General features: G+C 70.6%; 10 protein-coding genes. All 10 read left to right on the top strand.

Going from position 1 to position 17,820, the window contains the following annotated elements:
* Window positions 1-14 precede the first annotated feature (14 nt).
* A complete protein-coding gene (gene nirB / locus ACFYVR_RS00960; RefSeq protein ID WP_387468729.1) occupies window positions 15-2,513 on the top strand; it encodes a nitrite reductase large subunit NirB in 2,499 nt (832 codons plus the stop codon).
* Window positions 2,510-2,830, top strand: coding sequence for a Rieske (2Fe-2S) protein (locus ACFYVR_RS00965; protein ID WP_387468730.1), 321 nt, complete (start codon window positions 2,510-2,512; stop codon window positions 2,828-2,830). Before nirB ends, ACFYVR_RS00965 begins: the two co-directional genes overlap by 4 nt.
* Window positions 2,831-2,876: 46 nt before the next feature.
* On the top strand, window positions 2,877-6,575 hold the full coding sequence (locus tag ACFYVR_RS00970; RefSeq protein WP_387468731.1) for a nitrate reductase subunit alpha: 3,699 nt from the start codon (window positions 2,877-2,879) through the stop codon (window positions 6,573-6,575).
* 10 nt (window positions 6,576-6,585) lie between these two features.
* A complete protein-coding gene (gene narH / locus ACFYVR_RS00975; protein WP_387468732.1) occupies window positions 6,586-8,223 on the top strand; it encodes a nitrate reductase subunit beta in 1,638 nt (545 codons plus the stop codon).
* Window positions 8,223-8,927: a nitrate reductase molybdenum cofactor assembly chaperone gene (gene narJ / locus ACFYVR_RS00980; protein ID WP_387468733.1), complete on the top strand. Its 705-nt coding sequence runs from the start codon at window positions 8,223-8,225 to the stop codon at window positions 8,925-8,927. The genes narH and narJ overlap by 1 nt, the downstream gene beginning before the upstream one ends.
* A complete protein-coding gene (gene narI, locus ACFYVR_RS00985; RefSeq protein WP_387468734.1) occupies window positions 8,924-9,658 on the top strand; it encodes a respiratory nitrate reductase subunit gamma in 735 nt (244 codons plus the stop codon). The genes narJ and narI overlap by 4 nt, the downstream gene beginning before the upstream one ends.
* Before the next feature lie 140 nt (window positions 9,659-9,798).
* Window positions 9,799-10,542, top strand: coding sequence for an MspA family porin (locus ACFYVR_RS00990; RefSeq protein ID WP_387468735.1), 744 nt, complete (start codon window positions 9,799-9,801; stop codon window positions 10,540-10,542).
* 156 nt (window positions 10,543-10,698) lie between these two features.
* Complete coding sequence (locus ACFYVR_RS00995; protein WP_387470250.1) at window positions 10,699-12,138, top strand: TIGR02677 family protein; 1,440 nt, start codon at window positions 10,699-10,701, stop codon at window positions 12,136-12,138.
* Window positions 12,135-13,505: a TIGR02678 family protein gene (locus ACFYVR_RS01000; protein WP_387468736.1), complete on the top strand. Its 1,371-nt coding sequence runs from the start codon at window positions 12,135-12,137 to the stop codon at window positions 13,503-13,505. Before ACFYVR_RS00995 ends, ACFYVR_RS01000 begins: the two co-directional genes overlap by 4 nt.
* A 13-nt stretch (window positions 13,506-13,518) precedes the next feature.
* Window positions 13,519-17,682 carry a TIGR02680 family protein gene (locus ACFYVR_RS01005; RefSeq protein ID WP_387468737.1) on the top strand — a complete coding sequence of 1,388 codons (4,164 nt, stop codon included), beginning with the start codon at window positions 13,519-13,521 and terminating at the stop codon, window positions 17,680-17,682.
* Window positions 17,683-17,820 lie beyond the last annotated feature (138 nt).

Below are 17,820 nucleotides of genomic sequence, written 5' to 3' on the forward strand. Positions count from 1 at the left end.
CGCACTCTCGTCGCATGGGAAGTACAGGGGACGCCAAGAAGCGGCTGCTCGTGGTCGGCAACGGCATGGCCGGCGCCCGCACGGTCGAGGAGATCCTGGCCCGCGGCGGACGGGACATGTTCGACATCACCATGATCGGTGACGAGCCGTACGGGAACTACAACCGCATCATGCTCTCCCATGTCCTCGCCGGCGAGGCCGCCGCGGACGACGAGGAGATCATCCTCAACCCGATGAGCTGGTACCGGGAGAACGGTGTCGCACTGTACGCGGGCGACCGGGCGGTGCGCCTGGACCGGTTCGCCAAGACCGTCACCTGCGAGAGCGACCGGGTCGTCGAGTACGACATCCTCGTCGTCGCCACCGGCTCGAACACCTTCTTCCCCAACATGGACGGCCTGCGCGAGCCCGACGGCAGGCTCGGCCGGGGCGTCTTCGGCTTCCGCACCATCGCGGACACCAACGGCATGCTGCAGATGGCGCAGTCCCGCGACGGCGTCACCGCCGTCGTGATCGGCGGCGGTCTGCTCGGGCTCGAGGCGGCGTACGGGCTGCGTGAACAGGGACTGACGGTCAACGTCGTGCACTCCCCCGGCCACCTGATGAACCAGCAGCTCGACGAGCGCGGCGGGCAGCTGCTGCGCGCCAAGATCGAGGGTCTCGGCGTCGGTGTGCACACCGCGATGCGCACCACCGAGGTGGTCCGGGACGAGTCGGGCAACGTCACCGCGGTCGGGTTCACCGACGGCACCAGCCTGCCCGCCGACATGGTCGTCGTCACCGCGGGCATCCGGCCCAACACCGAGTTCGCCCGCGCCGGTGGCCTGCTCGTCGAGCGTGGCATCGTCGTCGACGACCAGATGCGCTGCGAGGACGAGGGATCGGTGTACGCGGTCGGCGAGTGCGCCCAGCACCGCGGCGAGCTGTACGGCCTGGTGGCCCCCGTCTGGGAGCAGGCGGTCGTCCTCGCCGAGCACCTGACGGGCTCCAATCCCGCTGCCGCGTACGTGGGTTCGAGTTCGACCACGAAGCTCAAGGTCGCCGGACTCGACGTCGCCGCGATGGGACTGAAGTCACCCGAGCTGGCCACCGACGAGTTCGTCCAGTTCTACGACTCGCGCACCGGCGTCTACAAGAACGTCGTGATCCGCGACGGCAAGCTGGTCGGCGCGACGCTGATGGGCGAGACCGGCAAGGCCGCCCTGCTGACGCAGGTGTTCGACGGGAAGGTCGAGCTGCCCGAGGACCGCCTGTCGTTGCTGTTCGACCTCGCGGGCGCGGCCGAGACGACCTCGGCTGCCGACCTTCCCGAGGACACCCAGGTCTGCAACTGCAACGGCGTCACCAAGGGCGATCTCGTCGCGTGCGTGCACTCGGGTGCGCAGACGCTGACCGAGGTGTGCGCGAAGACCCGCGCCGGCAAGGGCTGCGGATCGTGCAAGGGTCTCGTCGCCGACATCGTCGCCTGCGCCGCGGGCGGGGGGCTGAAGGCGGACCCGGCCGCCGACTGGTACGTGCCGTGCATCCCGATGACGAAGGCGGAACTGATCGCCACGATCCGCGAGCGGGACCTGCGCGCGGTGTCACAGGTGTTCACGGAACTCGCCGAGGGCGGGCGCGAGGAGGCCACCGCGAAGATGCCCCTCGCGTCGCTGCTGAGGATGGTCTGGGGTCCGGACTGGGTGGACGAGCGCGGCGCCCTGTTCATCAACGACCGGGTCCACGCGAACATCCAGCGCGACGGCACCTTCTCCGTGGTTCCGCAGATGAAGGGCGGTGTCACCACGCCGGATCAGTTGCGGCGCATCGCCGACGTCGCCGACAAGTACTCGGTGCCGCTGGTCAAGGTCACCGGCGGTCAGCGCATCGACCTCCTCGGCATCAGGAAGGAGGACCTGCCGAAGGTGTGGGGCGATCTGGACATGCCGTCCGGCTACGCCTACGGCAAGAGCATGCGCACCGTGAAAACCTGTGTCGGGAGCGACTTCTGCCGCTTCGGGCTCGGCGACTCGACGAACCTCGGCATCGCACTCGAGGAGCGCTTCCAGGGCCTCGAGACCCCGGCGAAGCTCAAGCTCGCGGTCGCCGGATGCCCCCGGAACTGCTCGGAGGCGCTGTGCAAGGACCTCGGTGTCGTCGCGGTCGGCGACGGCCGCTGGGAGGTCTACGTCGGCGGCGCCGCGGGTGCGCACATCCGCAAGGGCGATCTGCTGGCCACGGTCGAGTCCGGCGAGGCGGTGATCGAGCTCGCGGGCCGGTTCGTCCAGCACTACCGGGAGGACGCGAAGTGGCTCGAGCGCACCTACGACTGGGTGCCGCGGGTCGGCCTGGAACGACTGCAGGCGTTGCTGGTTCGAGACGAGGAGGGCATCGTGGCGGGACTGGACGAGCGGATGGCGACCGCGGTCGCCGGCTACCGCGACCCGTGGCGTGAGCGCAGCGCCCCGAAGTCGCCGGCGCAGTTCGCGCCGTCGCTGCCGCTGCTCCCGCTGCCCCAGGTGCCGGTCCGATGACCGCGGTGGTGGACGGGCAGGTGACGGTCGGATCCGTCACCGACCTCACCCCCGGCGAGGGCCGCACCTACGTCGTGAACGGCAGGCAGATCGCGGTGTTCCTGCTGGCCGACGGCACGGTCCGCGCGATGGACGCGGTGTGCCCGCACAAGGCGGGTCCGCTGGCCGACGGCCAGATCGACGGCGCCGTCGTGACCTGCCCGCTGCACCAGTACGCCTTCCGGTTCGACACCGGGGCCTGCACCACCGACACCGTCGCACCGGTCCGGGTGTATCCGGCCGCCGTGCAGGGCGGCGATGTCGTCGTCCGTCTCTGAGTGCGCCGTCAGCCCCTGTCGCACTTCCCCTTTCCGAGAGGTATTCATGTCCCAGAGCACCGGCAAACTGGACGCGGACGCGCTCCTGCGGTTCGGCAAGCACTTCCAACGCGGCGAGGCGTCACCCGACCTGCGCACCCTGCACCAGATCGGGGGCCGCACCTCCGACGACTTCTACCGGGACCGGATGTCCTACGACAAGGTCGTGCGCTCGACCCACGGCGTGAACTGCACCGGATCCTGTTCGTGGAAGATCTACGTCAAGGACGGCGTCATCACCTGGGAGGCGCAGCAGACCGACTACCCGTCGATCGGTCCCGACAAGCCGGAGTACGAACCGCGCGGGTGCCCCCGCGGCGCGTCCTTCTCCTGGTACACGTACTCGCCGTCGCGGGTCCGCTACCCGTACGTGCGCGGCGTGCTGCTCGAGATGTACCGCGACGCCAAGCAGCGGCTCAAGGACCCGGTGCTGGCGTGGGCGGACATCGCCGACGACCCGGAGAAGTCGAAGACCTACAAGGCCGCCCGCGGCAAGGGCGGCTTCGTGCGCGCCGAGTGGTGGGAGGCCGCCGAGATCGTCGCCGCGGCGCACGTCCACACCATCAAGCGGTACGGCCCCGACCGGGTCGCCGGGTTCTCCCCGATCCCGGCGATGTCGATGGTCAGTCACGCGATCGGCGCCCGGTTCATCTCGATGCTCGGCGGCGCGATGCTCTCGTTCTACGACTGGTACGCCGACCTACCGGAGGCGTCCCCGCAGGTGTTCGGCGACCAGACGGACGTCCCGGAGTCGGCGGACTGGTTCGACGCCGGCTACCTGATCATGTGGGGCTCGAACGTGCCGGTGACCCGGACCCCGGACGCGCACTACATGACCGAGGCCCGGTACCGCGGGCAGAAGGTCGTCGTGGTCTCCCCCGACTACGCCGACAACACCAAGTTCGCCGACCAGTGGCTGCCCGCCCGCCCCGGCACCGACGGCGCCCTCGCGATGGCGATGGGCCACGTGATCCTGACCGAGTTCTTCGTCCGCAAGCAGGTGCCGCGGTTCCTGGACTACGTGAAGAAGTACACGGACCTGCCGTACCTGGTGACGCTCGAACCGCGCCGACCCGACGCGTCGACGAACGGCCACGGCCCGTCGTACGTGCCCGGCAAGTTCCTCACCGCGGCCGACCTCGGCGACACCGGTGAGGGCGCGCTGCACAAGACGGTGCTCCTCGACTCGGCGACCGGCGAACCGGTCGTCCCGAACGGCTCCCTCGGTGACCGGTTCACCGAGTCCGGCAAGGGCAAGTGGAACCTCGACCTCGGTGGCGTGGAGCCGCAATTGAGCCTGCACGGAGAAGCGGCAGTCGAGATCGACCTCCCCCGTTACGACACCAACACCCCCGGCGTCCTGCGCCGCGGCGTGCCGGTGCGCACGGTCGCGGGCCGACTGGTCACCACGGTGTTCGACCTGATGCTCGCCCAGTACGGCGTCGCACGCGACGGCCTGCCGGGCACCTGGCCGACCGGCTACGACGACGCCGACGAGCCGTACACCCCTGCCTGGCAGGAGGGCATCACCGGTGTCCCCGCCGCGTCCGCGGCCCGGGTGGCCCGCGAGTTCGCCGACAACGCCGACCGGTCCGGCGGCCGGTCGATGATCCTGATGGGTGCGGGCACCAACCACTGGTTCCACTCCGACCAGATCTACCGGTCGTTCCTGACGCTGACGCTGCTCACGGGCTGCCAGGGCGTGAACGGCGGTGGCTGGGCGCACTACGTCGGGCAGGAGAAGTGCCGGCCCGTCACCGGCTGGTCGACGCTGGCCTTCGGTTCGGACTGGGCGCGGCCGGCCCGGCAGATGCAGGGCACCGTGTTCTGGTACCTGGCGACGGACCAGTGGCGCTACGACCCGTTCACGTCGGAGGCGATGGCGTCCCCGCTGGCGCAGGGCGCGTTCGCCGGCCGCACCGCCGCCGACAACATCGCGCTCGCGTCGCGGCTCGGCTGGATGCCGAGCTACCCGACGTTCAACCGCAATCCGCTCGACCTGGCGGACGAGGCGGAGCGGCTCGGCAAGGACGCCGCCGAGCACGTCGTCGACGGGCTCAAGACCGGGCACCTGCAGTTCGCGGTGGAGGACCCGGACGCGCCGGAGAACTTCCCCCGCACACTGATCGTGTGGCGGTCGAACCTGCTCGGATCGTCCGCGAAGGGCAACGAGTACTTCCTGCAGCACCTGCTCGGCGCCGGGTCGAACCTGCAGGCGTCGGATTCGACGGGCGTGCACCCGGAGGAACTGGTGTGGCGCGACGAGGCACCGAACGGCAAGCTCGACCTGCTGACCACCCTGGACTTCCGGATGACCAGCACCACCCTGTTCTCCGACGTCGTGCTGCCCGCGGCGACGTGGTACGAGAAGCACGACCTGTCGAGCACGGACATGCACCCGTTCGTGCACGCCTTCTCCCCCGCGATCTCGCCACCGTGGGAGTCGAAGACCGACTTCGAGGCGTTCCACCGCATCGCCCGCGGCTTCAGCTGGCTCGCCGAGAAACACCTCGGCACCCGGCGCGACATCGTGGCGGTCCCGCTGCTGCACGACACCGCCGACGCGACGGCGCAGCCCGGCGGGAAGGTGCTCGACTGGAAACGCGGTGAGTGCGAGCCGATCCCGGGGAAGACGATGCCGAAACTGGTTGTCGTCGAACGGGATTACACGACCATCGCGGAGCGGATGGGCGCGCTCGGCCCGCTGGTGGAGGAGCTGGGCCTGACGACCAAGGGCGTCACCACGTTCCCGACCGAGGAGGTCGAGTACCTGCGGGCCGTCAACGGCACCGTCGCCACCGGCCCGGCGGCGGGACGCCCGTCGCTGGCGAAGGACCGGCACGCCGCGGAGGCGATCCTGGCGCTGTCCGGCACCACCAACGGCCGGCTCGCCACCCAGGGGTTCGAGCACCTGCAGGAGCGCACCGGCACCCAGCTCGTCGACCTCGCCGCGGAGAACGAGGGCACCCGGATCCGCTTCTCGGACACCCAGGCCCGCCCGGTGCCCGTCATCACCTCGCCCGAGTGGTCGGGCAGTGAGACCGGCGGCCGCCGCTACTCGCCGTTCACGATCAACACCGAACGGCTCAAGCCGTGGCACACGCTGACCGGGCGCCAGCACTTCTACCTCGACCACGACTGGATGGCCGAACTCGGCGAGCAACTGCCGATCTTCCGGCCCCCGCTGGACATGACGGCGCTGTTCGCCGAACCCGCGGTCGGCGAGACACACGGCCACGGCGTCGGCGGCAGCGTCACGGTGCGCTACCTGACCCCGCACAGCAAGTGGTCGATCCACTCGGCGTACCAGGACAACCTGCACATGCTCACCCTGTCCCGGGGCGGTCAGACGATCTGGATGTCGGACGTGGACGCCGCGAAGATCGGTGTCGCGGACAACGACTGGATCGAGGCGACGAACCGCAACGGCATCGTCGTGGCCCGCGCGATCGTCAGCCACCGGATGCCCGAGGGCACGGTGTTCATGTACCACGCCCAGGACCGCGCGGTGGACGTTCCCCGCACCGAGAAGACCGGCAAGCGCGGCGGCATCCACAACGCGTTGACCCGCGTGATGATCAAGCCGTCGCACCTGATCGGCGGGTACGCGCAGCAGTCCTTCGCCCTGAACTACCACGGCCCCACCGGAAACCAGCGCGACGAGGTCACCACGATCCGCCGCCGCAACCAGGAAGTGACGTACTGACATGAGGGTTATGGCGCAGATGGCCATGGTGATGAACCTGGACAAGTGCATCGGCTGTCACACCTGCAGCGTCACCTGCAAGCAGGCCTGGACCAATCGCGGCGGCGTCGAGTACGCGTGGTTCAACAACGTGGAAACCCGCCCGGGTCAGGGCTATCCGCGGCAGTACCAGGATCAGGAGAAGTGGAAGGGCGGGTGGACGCTGAACAAGCGCGGCAAGCTCACCCTGAAGTCGGGGTCGCGCATGAAGCGACTGCTCAACATCTTCGCGAACCCGGACCTGCCGACGATCGACGACTACTACGAGCCGTGGACGTACGACTACGACAACCTGCTGGCATCCGCCCCCACGGACACCACCCCGGTGGCGCGCCCGAAGTCGCTGCTCACCGGCGAGGACACCAAGGTCACGTGGGGCGCGAACTGGGACGACGACCTCGGGTCCGGGCCGGAGCAGGTCGGGAAGGACCCGCTGCTGGCGAAGGTCTCGGACAAGGTGAAGCTCGAGTTCGAGCAGACGTTCATGTTCTACCTGCCGCGGATCTGCGAGCACTGCCTGAACCCCGCGTGCGCGGCGTCGTGCCCGTCGGGCGCGATCTACAAGCGTTCCGAGGACGGCATCGTGCTCGTCGACCAGGACAAGTGCCGGGGCTGGCGGCAGTGCGTCACCGGGTGCCCGTACAAGAAGATCTACTTCAACCACAAGACGGGCAAGGCCGAGAAGTGCACGTTCTGCTACCCGCGGATCGAGGTCGGGATCCCGACGATCTGCTCGGAGACGTGCGTCGGGCGCCTGCGCTACATCGGTGTGATGCTCTACGACGCCGATGCCGTCCTCGACGCGGCCGCGGTCACCGAGGACGCCGACCTCTACCCGTCCCAGCTCGGTGTGTTCCTCAACCCGCACGATCCGCGGGTGATCGCGGAGGCCGAACGGGCGGGTATCTCCTCGGAGTTCATCGAGGCCGCGCAGAATTCGCCGGTCTACAAGCTGATCGTCGACTACCAGGTGGCGCTGCCGCTTCATCCGGAGTACCGGACGATGCCGATGGTCTGGTACATCCCGCCGCTGTCCCCGATGGTCGAGGCGCTCTCGGACACCGGGCACGACGGCGAGTCGGCCGACAACCTGTTCGGCGCAATCGACTCGCTGCGGATCCCGATCGAGTACCTCGCCGAACTGTTCACCGCCGGTGAGGTCGGGCCGGTGCGGGCGTCCCTGCAGCGGTTGGCCGCGATGCGCGCCCACATGCGTCAGGTCAATCTCGGCGAGTCGATCAAACCGGAGGTCGCGCAGGCGGTGCGCCTGACGCCGGACGAGTTGACGGCGATGTACCGGCTGCTCGCGCTCGCGAAGTACGAGGACAGGTACGTGATCCCGACCGGCGCCGGATCGGATGCGCACCGTCTCGACGCGCTCGCCACGGGCTGCAGCCTCGACGACGACGGTGGTCCGGGCATGGGGGGGCCCGGTGCGAGCGGTCCCGGCATGACCGCGTTCGACGTCGTCGCCGACAAGTTCCACCTGGTCGGGGAGGACACCAACGGCGCGGCACCGGAGAACAAGGAGCGCCGGATCAACCTGCTCAACTGGGACGGCAGGACCACCGACGGCCTCGTGCCGGTCGGTTCGCGGGAGGAGTCCTGATGGGCGTGCTGAACCTGCGCCGTAACCGGCGCACCGCACCGGCCGCCGAGTCGCTGACGCAGACCCAGCAGCGGCTGGTGTGGCGGATCGCGGCACTGGTCCTCGACTATCCGCACCAGTCGACGCTGGACCTCCTCGGCGACCTGCACGCCGCGGCGGCGGACATCCCGGCCCCCGCGGGACCGGATCTCGTCGCGTGCATCGACCACATGCGCGAGCAGGACCCGATCGCCCTCGCGGCCCGGTACGTCGAGACGTTCGACCTGCGCCGGCGGTCGAGTCTGCACCTGTCGTACTACGCGTACGGCGACACCCGCAATCGCGGCATGGCGTTGCTGCGGTTCAAGACCGCGTACCGCAACGCGGGCCTCGAACTCGGCGACCACGAACTGCCGGACTTCCTACCGGTGGTCCTCGAATTCGCCGCGACCACCGACCCGCAGCGCGGGTGGCGGCTGCTGACCACCCACCGAGCGGTCGTCGAGGTGCTGCGGCTGTCCCTGCACGACAGCGGCTCCCCGTACGCGGGCGTGCTCGACGCCCTGTGCTCGACGCTGCCCGAACTCGACACCGAGGACCGCGCGCAGGTGGTGAAGCTGGCCGCGGAGGGACCGCCCGAGGACACCGTCGGCCTCGACACCTACGCGCTGGACCCGGCGCTGCACCCGCACATCGACGAATACCCGATCGGAGCCACCCGGTGAGCACCCTGCTCTGGCTGACCCTGCCGTACATCGCACTGACCTCGTTCGTGGTCGGGCACGTGTGGCGCTACCGCAAGGACCAGTTCGGCTGGACCACCCGCTCGTCGCAGATGTACGAGTCGCGGCTGCTGCGTCTGGGCAGCCCGCTGTTCCACTTCGGCATCCTCGCGGTGCTCGCCGGCCACGTCGGCGGTGTGCTGATTCCGGCGAGTTGGACCGAGGCGCTGGGGATTTCCGATCACACCTACCACATCGTCGCGGTCGGGCTGGGGGTGCCCGCCGGAATCGCCACCGTCGTGGGCCTGTCGATCCTGGTGTACCGGCGGATCTCGGTGCCGAGCGTCCGCAAGGCCAGCACCACGGGCGACAAGATCATGTACGTGATCTTCATCGCGGTGATCGCGACCGGCATGTACAACACATTGGGCGAGAACCTGATCCTCGGCGACTACGACTACCGCTCCACGGTGTCGCCGTGGTTCCGGAGTCTGTTCTCACTCAGCCCGCAACCGGAGCTGATGGTCGGGGTTCCGTGGAGCTTCCGGCTGCACGGGTTGACGGTGCTGGCCCTGCTCGCGATCTGGCCGTACACCCGGCTCGTGCACGTGTTCAGCGCGCCGCTCGGCTACCTGGGCCGGCCGTACGTCGTATACCGCAGCAAGGACGTGCGCAGGCCGGGCGGCAACCGCTACGACCGCGCGTGGGAGACGGCCAACCGAAGCCGAGCGTGAACAGGAGATTTCGACACGGCAGAAATCGGCTCATGTGCTGGTCGGATCCACTAGCGTCATACCCGGTTCGGGGAAGTCGCCCACGCCGATTACCGGGTGCGGGCCCGCATCCGGTATCGACCCAACGGACGAGGTGTTGCATGCACGTCAGTCGCTCGAAACGTCGGAATCGAACAAGTAGCCCCACGTCGGCCGGGCCTGCCCGTCGACATCTCACGCGGGCACTGGCGGTCGCCGGTGCCGCAGCCCTCGGTCTGTGTCTGGGCACCGGCCCCGCGAACGCCGCCGTCGACAACGCCAGCAGCATCGTCGACGGCGGTGACAACCTCGTCGAGGTCATCCAGGGCGACACGTCCATCGTCGGCGTGCCGCCGCTCGACTCCTCGCCGCTGAGCCGGGAGTTCTTCCACAGCGGATATGCCGAGGCGAGGATCAGTGGCCCGGGCGCCGACTCGATGGCGGGCAGCAGGATCTCGTTCGGCTATCAGGTCGGCTATCCGATCGCCCTGACCGGCGCCTCGATCCAGCTGAACACGCCGGGTCTGGGCTGGGAACTCGAGAACACGGGCAACCTGGACCTGATCGGGTTCCTGCCCGGCGGTGACGCGCCGGACATCATCATCGGCACCGAGAACCGGGGGAAGCTGGCCGGGGACATCATCCCGCAGCAGAACCTGACGTTCGACCTCGCGCCCGGCGGCATCACCGACGTGCCGGTCGTCCAGGACAAGGAGTTCGACGGGCCGGGTGCGCGCATCCGGATCGGCAACATCCACGGCAGCGTCTCGGGAGCGATCGGCCCGGTGACCCTGCGCCCGTACGCCAGGGTGGAGTTGGCGTCGGGTGACATCGTGATGACGTACGGCGCGCCCGTACCGATCTGAGCCCGATCCGGGGGAGACGGTTCGGTGCGTCGTGTCCGAGGCAACTCGGGCGCGACGCACCCAACCCGCCGGTGTCACACCGGTGCGGCGCTCCCCTACCCTGTCACAGTGAACTCTTCCGGTCCGGTGCCCGACGACTTCGTCTCAGCTGATCGGCTGCGGTTGTTCGCGTTCGCCACCGCGGAGAAACGCGCCGACTACCTGTCGGTGCTGCGGGCGTTCGACCACGCCCGCGCCAGCTACGTGGTCCTGCTGCACGCCGCGGAGGTCTCGCAGACCGTCCAGCGGCTCGGCCACCCCGCGCTCACTCCGGCGGAGGTCACCCCGCTGCTCGATCAGCTGCACCAGTGGGGACTGCTCGAACGCAGCTACGACGGCTCCCGCGCCGCGACCCTCGCCGAGTACCGCAACCGGCACTTCGTCTACCAATTCAGTCAGCTCGGATATCAGGCGTTCCGCGCGGTCGAGGACGTGCTCGGCGCCCGCCTCGACGACGCGGCGCTGTCCCGGTTGGCGTTGCCGGACCTGCTGGCCGACCTGACTGAGCTGGCCGAGGCGAACCGGGTCGGGGACGGTGAGCTGATCTACCGCAAGCTGCGCCGTCTCGACGACACCCTCTCGGACATGGCGTCGCGGGCAGCGCAGTTCTACCTCACCCTCGGCGATCTGGTCCGCATCACCGAGATCACGCCGGAGGTGTTCCTCGTCCACAAGGACGCACTGCTCACCCACATGCGTGAGTTCAGTTCCGATCTGGCGCGGTACGCGCCGAAGCTGACCGCGGCGATCACCGCGGTCGAGCGGACCGGCGTGCCGCTGCTGCTGGCGCGGGCCGCCGACGCCGACGAGCGGCTGTTCCTCACGCCGGCCGAACGGGAGGCCGACTGGACGGCCCGTTGGGCGGGTCTGACGCAGTGGTTCGTCGGCACGGACGGCGGCGTCAGCGAGTCGGAGAGGCTGCGGGAAGGGACGATGAGCGCGATCGCGGCGGTGCTGTCGCTGCTGCGGCGGGTGACCGAGACGCGGCGCGGCGGGGTCAGCCGGGAGAGCCAGCTGCGGCACCTGGCCGGCTGGTTCGCGGCCGCACCCACCGAGGACGCCGCGCACGCGCTGTTCCAGGCGGTGTTCGACCTCGGGCGTCCGCGGCACCTGTCGATGGTGCATCCGGACGCCGACATCATCCCCGATTCGCGGTCGTGGTGGGATGCGCCGCCGGTGGAGATCTCCCGCACCCTCGCCGAGACGGGACGCAACGCGGCGGTCGGCGCGCCGAGCCGGGTGCAGCGCAACGACGCCAGCATCCGCCGGTTGCGTGACGCGCAGCTCAGCGCGCAGCGGGCCCGCGCCGAGGCCGCCCGTTCCCTGGCCGCGGGCAGCGCCTACGACCGTGTCCTCGACGATCAGGAGACCGATGTGCTGCTGAGTCTGCTCACCGCGGCGCTGACCGCGCGGGTCGCGGTCAGCGGCACCGTCCGCGGGTCCACCGGTTCCGAGAACGGTGTCCGGCTGACCCTGGAACCGAATCCGGTGTCGACGACCGTGGAGACGGTGCGCGGCCGTCTGCACCTGGACCGGCTGCGGGTGAGCGTGCAGTGAAGGCACGGGAGATCTCCCCGCTGATGCTCGAGTCCTATCAGCGGGCGGCCCGGGTGATCCTTGCCAACCATCTGGTCACCACCACCTATCCGGACGCGCTGGCGTTGCCGCTGCTGCGGCGGTGGACCACCGAGCTGCGCGACGACCTGCTCGAGCTGTTCGGCTACCGGCTCGAGGTCACCGAGACCACGGCCCGGTTGTTCACCGCGGCGGACCGACTCGACCCGACGACCCCGGCGCGGACCGTCGGCGACCGCGCGTTCGACCGCCGCCGCTACGCCTACCTGGCGTTGGCGCTGGCGGCGCTCGGGCGGGCGGGCAACCAGGTCACGCTGTCCGAGCTGGCCGAGCACGTCGCCGCGGAGGCGTCGCAGGTTCCGTCGGTCGAGTTGTCCACCGAGCGCGCCGCGGACCGGGACGCGTTCGTCGACGCCGTCGGCTGGCTCGCGGCACGCGGTGCGATCACCCTCGCGGACGGCGACGCGTCGGGGTGGGCGTCGAACCCCGATGCGGGAGAGGCGCTCTACGACATCGACCGGTCCGTGGTGATCGCCCTGTTCCGGCCGCCGCGGGCGCTGCAGCACCTGTCCTCGGTCCGCGGTCTGCTCGCCGCACCGACCGAGGAGACCGCGACGCGGGAGACGACGCGGCGGGTGCGCCGGGCCCTGGTCCAGCAGCCCGTCGTCTACGCCGACGAGCTCGACGACGACGAGCGTCTGCAGTTGGCGCTGCCGCGCACCGCGGCCGATGTCGAACGGCTCACCGGACTGGTCGCCGAACGCCGCGCCGAGGGCATCGCCCTGATCGACCCGTCCGGCCGGCTCTCGGACGTGAGGTTCCCGAGCACGGGCACCGTGGCGCAGGTGGCGTTGCTGCTGGCCGGGGAGATCGCGGACCGGATCCTCGACCCCGACGCCCCCGAGCCGCTGCGGTTGCCGCTGCCGTCGCCGACGACGACCGATCTCGTCGCGCAGCTGGACTCGGCGATCCCGCAGGCGACGGTGCTGCGCGAACTCGCCGACGCTCCCGACGAGCCGGCCGAGACCGCCGCCCCCGTCGAGCCTCCGCCGGTGTACCCGTTCGTGGAGGACAGCTGGATCGAGGCCACCGTCACCGAACTCGTCGACCGGTTCGGCCGTACCTTCGCGGCGCAGTGGCAGGCCGACACCGCCGGACTGCGGCGCCGCGCCGTCGACCTGCTCGACGGGCAGCGGCTGCTGCGCCGCACCGACGGCGGTGTCCTGGTACTGCCCGCGCTCGCGCGGTATCGCGGGGTCGTGGTCACCGTCCGCGAACGCGCCCCCGAACCGGACCTGCTGAGCCACCCCGACACACCGTCCCCCGCCGTTCCGTCCCGAGAGAAGTAGAGGCCGACTTCACATGGCAAGTGCGCGTTTTCGACCGACCCGCGCCGGGATCGTCAACCTGTGGGACTACCGCGACCAGGAGTTCTCCTTCGCCGACGGGCGTCTGGTGCTGCGCGGCCCCAACGGTTCCGGCAAGACGAAGGCGCTCGAGGTGTTGTTCCCGTTCGTCCTCGACGGCCGGATCGAGCCGCGCCGCCTCAACCCGTTCGCGGGTGAGGAACGGACGATGAAGTCGAATCTGCTCTACCGGGGCGACGAGAGTGTCCACGCCTACGTGTGGATGGAGTTCGCGCGCGGCGACGCCGACGACCCCGAGGCGGTGACCGTCGGCATCGGGATGCGCGCCAGCCGGCAGAACGACAAGCTCACGCGCTGGCACTTCGTCGCGGACGGCCGTGTCGGCGTGGACTTCTCACTGCTCGGGGCCGGCGATCAGCCGGTGACGAAGAAGCAGTTGGCCGAGCAGATCGGCGGGGACGCGATCACGGACCGGCCGATCGACTACCGGGCGGCGATCGACGCCCGCCTGTTCGGGCTCGGTGCGCAGCGCTACGACCAGCTGATCACGCTGATCCTGACGCTGCGGCGGCCGCAGCTGGCGAAGAACCTCGACCCGAAGGGGTTGTCGCAGGCCCTGACCGACGGCCTGCGACCCCTCGACGACCACCTGGTGCTCGAGGCGGCGCGCTCGTTCAGCGACATGGAGGAGGTCGGCCGCGCCCTCGAGGGGCTGACCGCCGCCGACCAGGCGACGCAGTCGTTCGTCGGGGTGTACACGAAATACCTTCGGCAGCAGGCACGTACGGACGTCGAGCAGGTGTCCCGCCGGTTCGAGGCGGTCACCGCGGCCACCACGGCGCTCGGGGAGGCGGTCGCCGGTCGGACCCGCCGTCAGCGTGAGCGGGTCGAGGCGGAGGAGCGTCTCGTCGCCGCCGAACGCGCCCTGGACCTGGCCCGCGCGGGGCTCGAGACCCTGCAGCGGTCGAGTGCCTACGAGGGCAAGCAACAGTTGGACGACCTCGCGGCCGTCGTCGCGGACCTGCGCAAGTCCACCGACCAGCAGGTGGACAAGGCCCGCAAGTCGGAGGCGAGCCTGGCTCAGCGGACCGAGGAGGCGGCGCAGTCCGCGACCCGGGTCACCCACGCGATCGAGGCGGTCGCCCGTGCCGAGGACGATCTGCGGGCGGCTGCGGACGACGCGGGCATCGTGTGGACGTCCCTGCCCGACACCGCGCGGGGCGACCAGATCACCGCCGCGGTCCGCGGGCACGCCGAGGAACGGTCCGGCGACGTGCGCGCCGTCCGTGACGCACTCACGGCTGTCGAGCGGGCATCGGCGGAGCGGCACCGCGCGGAGCGGGCCGGGGATCGCTCCCGCGAACTCCTCGACTCCGCGACGGCCGCCGTCAAGGAGGCGGAGGCCGGTGCCGCTCTCGCCCGCTCCGAGTGTGCGACCGCGGTACGGCGCTGGTGGTCGACGCACTCGTCGCTGTACGCGACGGTGGGCGTGTCGAGCGACCTGTTCGTGGCGTTGCACGAGTCGGTGGCGACGATCGGTGACGAGCAGACCCCCGGCTTCGGGGAGATCCTCGCCGACCACGCCGACGGACCGCTCGACACCGTCCGGGCCCGGCGTGCCCGTGCGGAGTCGGTCGCCGAGCAGACCGCCGCGGCGATCGCCGAACTCACGGCGGACCGGGACCGGGTCGCGGCCGAGCACGACGACGCGCCGCCACCGCACGCCGCCCGCACCGGCGACCGATCGGATCTGGCGGGTGCGCCGCTGTGGCGGCTGGTGCGGTTCGCCGACGGCGTGTCCGCCGGGGACGCCGCGGGCATCGAGGCGGCCCTCGCCGCGGCGAACCTGCTCGACGGGTGGGTGCTGCCCGCGGACGGCGCTCTGCCGGAGCAGGAGTCGGAGCAGTTCCTGGTCCCACTGCCCGCGGAGCAGCGACCCACGGGTGCCACCCTGGCGGACGTGCTCGTCGCGGAACCGGACACGGCCGTCCCCGAAGAGCGGGTCGCGGCGTTGTTGGCGTCGATCGCGCTGGACCGGCACGCCGACGCCCGCGTGGCGGTCGGGGTGGACGGCCGGTTCCGGCAGGGCGTCCAGACAGGTCGACACACCAAGACCGACGCCGAGTACATCGGTGCGACGGCCCGCGAGCGGCGCCGCGAGCAGCGACTGCGCGAGCTCGACGCCGCGATCGAGCAGGCCGGGCACGAGCACGACGCAGCGGTCGCCGACGGCGCGAGCGCCACGGAACTGGTCGCGGCGCTGACCGCGGCGGGCAAGGCGTTGCCGCGAGCGTCGGCGGTGCTGACCGCGCTGCGGGCGGTGTCGGAGGCCGCCGGTGCGCTGCGCAGCCGGGACGACGCGGCCGCGACCGCGCAACGCGAACTCGACCAGGCGATCGCCGATCTCGCCGTCCAGGACCGCAAGCTGCGCGAGGCCGCGGCCCGGCACCGTGTCCCCGCACCGGAACGCGGCCTGGACGCCCTCGCCGCCGCGATCCGGCACTTCGAGACGCGGGGCGACCTGGTGGTGCGCTGCCGCCGCGACCGGGAGAAGGAGAACGAGCGCCGGCGCGAGACCGACGACCGGCTCGCCGAGGCCCGCGACGTCGCGGAGGAATTGGCCGAGGAAGCTGCGGTCGCGCAGGAGAAGCTCACGCTGCAGGTGCAGGGGCTCGAGACACTGCGTGAGGCGCTCGGTGCGGGCGCGGACGAGATCGACGCCGACATCGAGCGGGCCCGCGCCCGCATCGAGGCGGCGACGGCGGAGCAGCGCGCCGCCCGCAAGGCGCACGACGCGGCGGTCGAGGCGATCGGCAAGGCCGAGGGCGCGCACGGGGCGTCGGTGGAGTCGCTGCGCGCGGCGCTGACCGAAACCCGTTCCGATGCACAGCGACTCGCCCCCTACGCGCGCCGGGACCTGCTGGTGCTTCTCGGCGTCGGGGAACCGCACAGCTGGCCGGCGTCGGACGCCGCGTGGCTGACCACCGACCAGCTCGTGTACCGGTTGGAGACGGAACCGGACCAGCCGGCGCCGGTGGTGCCCGGCGAGGTCACCGCGCTGCACGCGGCGCTCGATGCCGCGACGGCGGCGGTGAGGGTGTCGGAGGCGGCGGGCAAGTCCACCCGGTCCGCGCTGACGTCGGCGTTGCAGGACTTCGATGCGCGTCTCGCGTCCGCCGGTCAGGACTACCGCCTGCGCTGGGATGCGGCGGACGGCCTGACCACCGTGACGGTGCAGCACGACCAGGGGCACTCCTCCGTCGGTGATTTCGCGGAGATGATCGCCCGTGCCCGCGACGACCAGCAGCAACTGTTGACGGACTCCGAGCGTCGGATCCTCGAGGACGCGCTGCTGACCGGTCTCGGCCAGCAGATCCACGAACGCACCGTCGACGCCCGCGACCTGATCGCGCAGATGTCCTCCGAGATGCGGGAGCGCCGGATGTCGTCGGGCAACACGATCGGTGTGCACTGGGTGCTCGCCGACAACCTCGACGAGCCGGCGCGTGCGGTGTCGAAGCTGCTGGACCGGGACGCGTCCGCGCTCGGACCCGACGAACTGGCCACGATCCGAGCACATTTCGCGACCCGGATCCGGGCGCTGCGTGCCGCGCACCCCGAACGTGCGTACCCGGAGATCCTCGCCGAGGCGTTGGACTACCGGCGGTGGCGGGTGTTCTCGCTGTCCCTGATCTCCGGTGACGGCACCGAGGAGCGACTGACCACCGCCCGGCACGGCGCGCTGTCGGGTGGCGAGCAGTCGGTGTCGCTGCACCTGCCACTGTTCGCGGCGGCGCACGCGATGTTGTCGTCCGCGGATCCGCACGCACCGCGACTGCTCGGACTCGACGAGGCGTTCGCCGGGGTCGACGACAACGGCCGCAGCGAACTGCTCGGGCTCAGCGTGCAGTTCGACCTCGACCTGTTCATGACCGGCTACGACCTGTGGGTGACGTACCCCGACGTGCCCGGATGCGCCCACTACGACCTCTCGCACTCGACACCCGAACACTCGGTGAGCGCGACCCTGATGGTGTGGGACGGCGGCATGTTGATGTCCGAACACGACGGCACCGACCTCGCGAGGGCACTCGGCTCGCCCCTGCGCCGGCGGGTGCTCGAACCGGTGGAGGGCGGACTCGACTTCGCTGAGGTGTGATCGTGGAACCGTGGCACGACAGCCCCGATGGCCGTCGACCATGCCCGCTTCCCACTGCCACGAGTCACGTTCGAGTGCGTTGCGCGGCAGGGAGTCACGGCCGGTCCGGCCATCCCGGCAGATCCCCTGAGGCTTCAG

The organism is Rhodococcus sp. NPDC003318 (assembly GCF_042879035.1).
GTDB lineage: Bacteria > Actinomycetota > Actinomycetes > Mycobacteriales > Mycobacteriaceae > Rhodococcus_G.